At 43.8% G+C, this 5,737-nt stretch carries 6 protein-coding genes; 2 read left to right on the forward strand and 4 right to left on the reverse strand.

Going from position 1 to position 5,737, the window contains the following annotated elements; genetic code table 11:
* Positions 1-67 precede the first annotated feature (67 nt).
* Positions 68-1,399, forward strand: coding sequence for a hypothetical protein (locus tag C7B77_RS22245; RefSeq protein ID WP_245894311.1), 1,332 nt, complete (start codon positions 68-70; stop codon positions 1,397-1,399).
* A 9-nt stretch (positions 1,400-1,408) separates the two neighbouring features.
* Here C7B77_RS22245 and C7B77_RS22250 read toward each other — a convergent pair whose 3' ends face one another.
* Positions 1,409-1,813 carry a hypothetical protein gene (locus C7B77_RS22250; protein WP_106310019.1) on the reverse strand — a complete coding sequence of 135 codons (405 nt, stop codon included), beginning with the start codon at positions 1,811-1,813 and terminating at the stop codon, positions 1,409-1,411.
* A 106-nt stretch (positions 1,814-1,919) separates the two neighbouring features.
* Here C7B77_RS22250 and C7B77_RS22255 point away from each other — a divergent pair, with 106 nt between their 5' ends.
* A complete protein-coding gene (locus tag C7B77_RS22255; RefSeq protein WP_106310022.1) occupies positions 1,920-2,531 on the forward strand; it encodes a Uma2 family endonuclease in 612 nt (203 codons plus the stop codon).
* A gap of 164 nt (positions 2,532-2,695) precedes the next feature.
* Here the strand turns inward: C7B77_RS22255 and sigC are convergent, their stop codons facing one another.
* From sigC to C7B77_RS22270, 3 genes are all read right to left on the reverse strand, one after another.
* The gene (gene sigC, locus C7B77_RS22260; RefSeq protein ID WP_106310025.1) at positions 2,696-3,964 is read right to left on the reverse strand and encodes an RNA polymerase sigma factor SigC; all 1,269 of its coding nucleotides are present in this window, start codon (positions 3,962-3,964) and stop codon (positions 2,696-2,698) included.
* Between the two features lie 271 nt (positions 3,965-4,235).
* Complete coding sequence (locus tag C7B77_RS22265) at positions 4,236-4,736, reverse strand: DUF2808 domain-containing protein (protein WP_181243972.1); 501 nt, start codon at positions 4,734-4,736, stop codon at positions 4,236-4,238.
* A gap of 302 nt (positions 4,737-5,038) precedes the next feature.
* A partial coding sequence (locus C7B77_RS22270) for a GNAT family N-acetyltransferase (protein WP_219892244.1) occupies positions 5,039-5,737 on the reverse strand: 699 nt, incomplete at its 5' end.

Below are 5,737 nucleotides of genomic sequence, written 5' to 3' on the forward strand. Positions count from 1 at the left end.
CCTAATAACTATAGCCAAAATACTCTAAAATGAGTGGCGAGATCCACGTATTTTGTAATATCTTTTAGTGTTAGCACCAACTACTCGCAAGAACATGTGGTTTGAGCGATCGATGGCGATTGTTGCCACGATTAGTTTTATTGTATCGATATTCGATCTGACTTATATTCCCTGTCGCGATTTTTACTTTCACAATTTACCGAGCGTCGTGCGCGCATACGATCGGTTTAAAGGCATCCAACCCCATCGCGAAACCGAGCGTTATCTCAATGCTGTCGAACAACTCAAAACCACCGTCCGGCAAACTGGACTAGCTTCTTCGCAAACTAAAAGTTGGCTGGAACAATTGGATACTTTGAGTACGAGCATGATTCAAAATAATCCCTTTCAAGTAGCTGGTAAAACTGGCAATCTAGAAAGAATTAAAGACGATATGCGCGATCGCGTCCAAAATCAATCAGCTAAAGGTGCATTTAATACCTTCTGGAGTCAAGATTATTTAACCAAAGCTGGCTGGGATAAAGAGATCCAATTCTTCGATCGCCAAATTAAACCTTTAATTGTTACCAATTATTATCGACGATTGAACGAATCTGGTAATTATGTCGATGATTTTTGGCAGATCGATATTATATTTATCGGTATTTTTGCAGGCGAACTACTAGGCAGAATTTTCTTCGTCCGCCGTCATAATCGCCAGCTAAGTTGGCAACAGATAGTTATCCGCCGCTGGTACGATCTAATTTTAATATTACCATTCGCTCAATTTTTACGAATAATTCCGGTTATTATTCGGTTGCAGCAAGCAAAATTAATTAAGCTAGATCTAGTTAGGTCAGAACTCAATCGCTTATTTGTTGCCCAGATTGTCAACGAACTCACTGAAGGCGTCATTCTCCAAACACTGCATCAAACTCAAGGTGCCATTAGAGATGGACAGATAACTCGCGTCATCCGTAGCTATCTCAATACCCCTCACGTTGATTTAAATAATATTAACGAAATTGAAGTCTTAATCGAGCTAACTCTAGAAATAATAGTATATCGGGTAATTCCTAAAGTTCAACCAGATTTAGAAGCAATTTTGCGCCACTTATTTCAAAAAGCTTTGTCAGAATCTCCCGCTTATCGCAATCTCCAAATGCTCCCAGGCATCGGCGAATTACCCGCACAAGCGATCGATCGTGTCGTTACAGAAATCTCCGCATCGATCTATACAGCCATGACTAAATTATTAGAAGACCCCGACAGTGCCAAACTCAGTCGTCGTCTTGCCAAAAACTTTACCCAATCGATCGGAACTGAAATGCAACGCGGACAAACAATCGTCAAAATCGAATCTTTACTCTACGATCTCATTGAAGAAATCAAGGTTACTTATAGTAGTAGAGAAACTTAACGATCTACATCAGTCAGCCATCTTACCTCTAAATCTTAGATATACTTCTCCTCCTGGCTGTATTAGTTCAGAGGAGATGTATTGCAGTGCTAGTTCGATATTCGTAAATTCGGGTAGCTCGTCACAGTCATTAGCATACCAACATACTATTTGTTCGCACGAGCTGAATAATTTGATTAATAACTGCCCAATTATTGTCTCTTCCAGACTTTTAGATTCAAAAATCTGGACTTGCGCCTGGTTAAATAGGTCGTGTGCCAGCTCTTTTTCTAGATACCAGCAAGATTGTAACTGTCGATCTGTAAACAACTCTTGTGCCATCTTTTTTAAAAACCAATCTGCTTCATGAATCGCTCGAGAAACACTATCTAAATCTTGAGGTCGATCGCCAACAACAAGCATAAATTGTGTCATAATATTAAATTTTTAAATCTGTAATAAAGCTCAGAGACTCTAACGACAGCGAATCTACTGATATCAGAATATAATAAGCGTATGGTATCGATCGGCTTGGAGTGACATGACTAATCTACAGATTCAAATAGAACCGATGTCGATGACAGTAGATATTTCGGCACTGATGACATTACCGCAGATGAGTGAGGAGCAATTTTATGAATTTTGTCATCGCAATCCCAATCTCCGCATCGAACGTAATGCCAATGGCGAAGTAATCGTTATGCCTCCAGCTTTTTCAGATACCGGAAACCGCAATAATAAAATTAGTTATCAACTGACTCGCTGGGCAGAAGAAAATGAGACTGGAGAGGTATTCGATTCTAGCGCAGGATTTACACTACCGAGTGGCGCAATGAGATCTCCAGACACGGCATGGATTAGACTCGATCGCTGGAATGCGCTTACAGAGGCTCAAAAAGCCTCTTTCGCACCGATTTGTCCCGACTTCGTAGTTGAGCTGCGTTCTGCTAGCGACAGTCTCAAAAGCTTGCAAGCCAAAATGCAAGAATATATCGAAAATGGGGCGAGCTTGGGATTATTAATCGACAGGCAAAACCGCAAAGTTTATTGTTACCGTGCTGATGGTTCGGTTGCCGTATTAATTCAGCCTGAGAGTGTCAGTTGCGATCCAGAATTACCAGGATTTACATTACAAATGGCAAAAATTTGGTAGAGACAATTGGTGAATTGCTCTCACCTCATTTTTGAACAAGTAACACGGGTTTGGGTGCATCAGCTAAATCTCCCGCCTTTTAAGCAGATTATTGTTAAAGTGGGGATTTAAACCCCACCCTAACAACCCAGTTATCAATTATCAACTATCAATTATCAATTAATTTAATTCATCGATTCTAAATAGTCCCGGACGCGGTTGCGACGTTTGGGTTGGCGGAGTTTTTGGAGAGCTTTAGATTCGATTTGGCGGACGCGTTCGCGGGAGAGTTCTAGTACCCGTCCGATATCGGCTAAAGAATGTGCCTGACTGTATCCTAGTCCAAAGCGCAGACAGATAACTTCGCGCTCTCGATCGGTCAAATCTGCCAGTAATTGCACCAGTTCGCCTTGGAGTGACTCGCGCATCATCATTTGCTCGGGCGTTACTTCGTCAGCTTCGAGCAGATCTCCCAATTCCGTATCCCGATCTTTGCCCACCTTGACATCTAATGATACCGATCGAGGTACCCGCATCAAAACTTCTTGCAATTGCACCAGCGTCATATCCAGAGCCTTCGCCACTTCCTCTAATCTGGGCGGGCGTCCGGTTTCGATACTCAGTTCGCGCTGAACTTTTTTGATCTTATTTAATTTTTCGGTAATGTGGACGGGAAGCCGGATATTTCGGCTTTGAGTGGCAATCGCGCGGGTGATTCCTTGGCGAATCCACCAGTAAGCATAAGTGCTAAACCGATACCCTTTGGTCGGATCGAATTTATCTACCGCTCGCTCTAATCCCATCGTGCCTTCTTGGATCAGATCCAAAAGTTCTAAGCCGCGATTTTGGTATTTTTTGGCAACCGAGACAACTAGTCGGAGATTCGCCTCGATCATGTGCTGTTTGGCACGGGTACCAGCCGACTGAAGGGCATCGATTTCGGCAACTGTCATTTCGGCTAGTTCTGCCCATCTTTGCTTGCCAGCCGCCAACCTCGGCTTGAGTTCGGCTAGGGCGATCCCGGCGGTACTCGCCCACCGTTCTAGCGAAGGACGATGTCCCAATTGAGCGGTCAATCGATCGTGTATTTCGATCGCTTCGACGTATTGTAAGATTACGAGGTCATCACTTTTGCCCAACTTGACCTGTTCTGCGGCATTGTTGCGCAATTCCAGCAATTGAACGTAGCGTTGGACGATTTTTGCCTCGGAGATTTCTTCATCTCTAAGCAGCAAGCGCACTTTACCAATTTCTTGGAGATATAAGCGCACCAAATCCTTGCTGTAATAAATATTTTTGGCAGCAGCCGGAACTGCCGTACTATCGAGGTCATCTTCAAACAACTCTGGCAAAGACGTTCGCAAACTATCTTCATCCATGTCTATGCCATTCAAATCCAGCTCGGAGGCGGATTCATCGTATTCTACTGATTTATACAAGGATTTACTCGGCATAGACTGTTCTCAAGTGTACTCAACAAAATTTAGATCTGAAAAAAATTAGATTTTAGGCTCGACCGCATATGCCTATCATTCCCACCTTTGCGTTCAGATCCCTCATGATGGACTGGTTTGTTTTGGATTTGCAGATCGTCATGGCGATCGTATAGCAAGATACTATCTCGGCCTCTGCATCTAAACAAAAGCGACACAGACAAAAAATGTCTGTGTCGCAAAGATTTGTGCCTCTACGATGGGGTAACAGTTACCCCAACGGCGAGAGCCTCTAGTCGAGACTCAAAATCCAGGTACCACAAGAGCGAGACAACGGAAACTCCGCGCTACTCTTGACTTGGCAGGTGAAATTATACATGCCAGCACTATCGGGATTTTGAACGTTATTGAGGACGACTTCGATGTCACCTTTGGTTTTGATTCTTTGAGCGAGATCGATTTGGATCGTTTGACGTTCTCGATCCCACTCTACGGATTGAATCGGGATTGATTTATCGCCGACAATTACTTCTACAGCCTTATCGTCAAATTTACCTTTGTAATACTCTGGATAGCCGATGGTAATTTGCGCTGCACCCAGGCGATTGATTTTGGAGCCAGGAATTTTGAGTTGATAGCGATCGGTAGCGTTCCGGTTGCCGGAGTCGAGGCGATAGCTGAGTCGATCTGCTGGATCGACACCGCTAAAGATCGTAAATCCAGGTAAAGCTTGAGATCTAGCTGCAACAGGGATAATTGCGATCGAGCAACTGGCTACAGCGAAAATAGACACTAATCTCCGAGCTGTCTGACTATCGAACATTTGGGATTCTCCAATAAATTCTCGCACGTTAACAATATGTTACTCAAATTTAGGAGCGATTGATAATTAATTGACTAATATTCATTAAAATGCTACCAAGCGGTCATCTCAATTAAGCAATTTAGCCGATGCAATTTATATACTACTAGCCCTAAGATATCTGTATTTTTTGCTCCAAGCTAAATAAAGGCAGACCAGGATTTACAGGATTTACAGGATTAGGTTGTCGGTGTTAGCCTGTATCTCCTATCCCCTAAAGCCTAAAGCCTAATCTAAAGCTGTTTGCGCAAAAATAGTCGTTCCGGACGGTGCCAGGGAATAATCGACCAGACCATTTCCCGCGATACGATCTCGTAGCCTAATTTTTGATACAAATTGCGACCGCGCTGATTATCTCCCATCACATGTAGGAAGATTTCGGTGTATCCCCACGATTTAGTCAATTCTTCACAACTATTCAGTAGTTGTTGGGCGACCCCGCGTCGCCGAAAATCTCGGCTCACAGCCAGATTGGAAATATAAGGATAACGATGGGGTGTTGGCTGACGATAATTGGTAGTACGTATTCCCACTTCGATCGTCCCGATGACCTGCGATTGGCCGCGATCGACATAAACAGCAACCGAGCATACTTGTTGCTGGGGCTTGCTATGACTCAAACCAGCGTTATGAGAGCGCAGACGATGGCGTAAATCTTCAGCAATACCTAGTTTGAATAGGGGTGTAAACCATCCCATCCACCCTCGATCGAAATGAAAACTACGAGTAACTATCTCCGCGACGCAATGTATTTCATCCTCTCGTACAGCGCGAATCTCGATTCGATCTAGATCGATCGCGATCGGCTCGGAGATATTTGCGGTATTTGCGGTCATGTCTAAATTATGCTGGTTTTGCGCTGAGTTCGGATTCACCACAACGTCGATCGACTCGAAGCTTGCGCGCCGCCTAAACGGCGATCGCACGCAATT

This window comes from Chamaesiphon polymorphus CCALA 037, from assembly GCF_003003845.1.
In the GTDB taxonomy this organism is placed as follows: Bacteria; Cyanobacteriota; Cyanobacteriia; order Cyanobacteriales; family Chamaesiphonaceae; genus Chamaesiphon; species Chamaesiphon polymorphus.